Annotated in this window: 1 protein-coding gene; it reads left to right on the forward strand. The window is 59.6% G+C overall.

The annotated features are described in order from the left end of the window. A partial coding sequence (locus tag E4K09_RS29795) for a hypothetical protein (RefSeq protein ID WP_204985729.1) occupies window positions 1-223 on the forward strand: 223 nt, incomplete at both ends.

Raw genomic sequence — 223 nt, forward strand, 5'->3', positions numbered from 1 at the left:
TGATCTCGTCCATACCATCAATGGTGACCAGCTCGTGATCGAGGCGGCCGTCGGCCGCCGCCCTGTCCAGTATCCTGATCGTGACAGTATCACGGTCACCCAAACCCGCGCTGACCGAACGGACTTAAGGCTACGGATTGATCGTCGCGTCTTCGCCGAAGGAGTCTGGACTGCCGATCTATCGGTTCGCCTTGAAGGCGAGGAGGAGTGGCGGCCAGTAATC

Source organism: Microvirga pakistanensis (assembly GCF_004458765.1).
GTDB lineage: Bacteria > Pseudomonadota > Alphaproteobacteria > Rhizobiales > Beijerinckiaceae > Microvirga > Microvirga pakistanensis.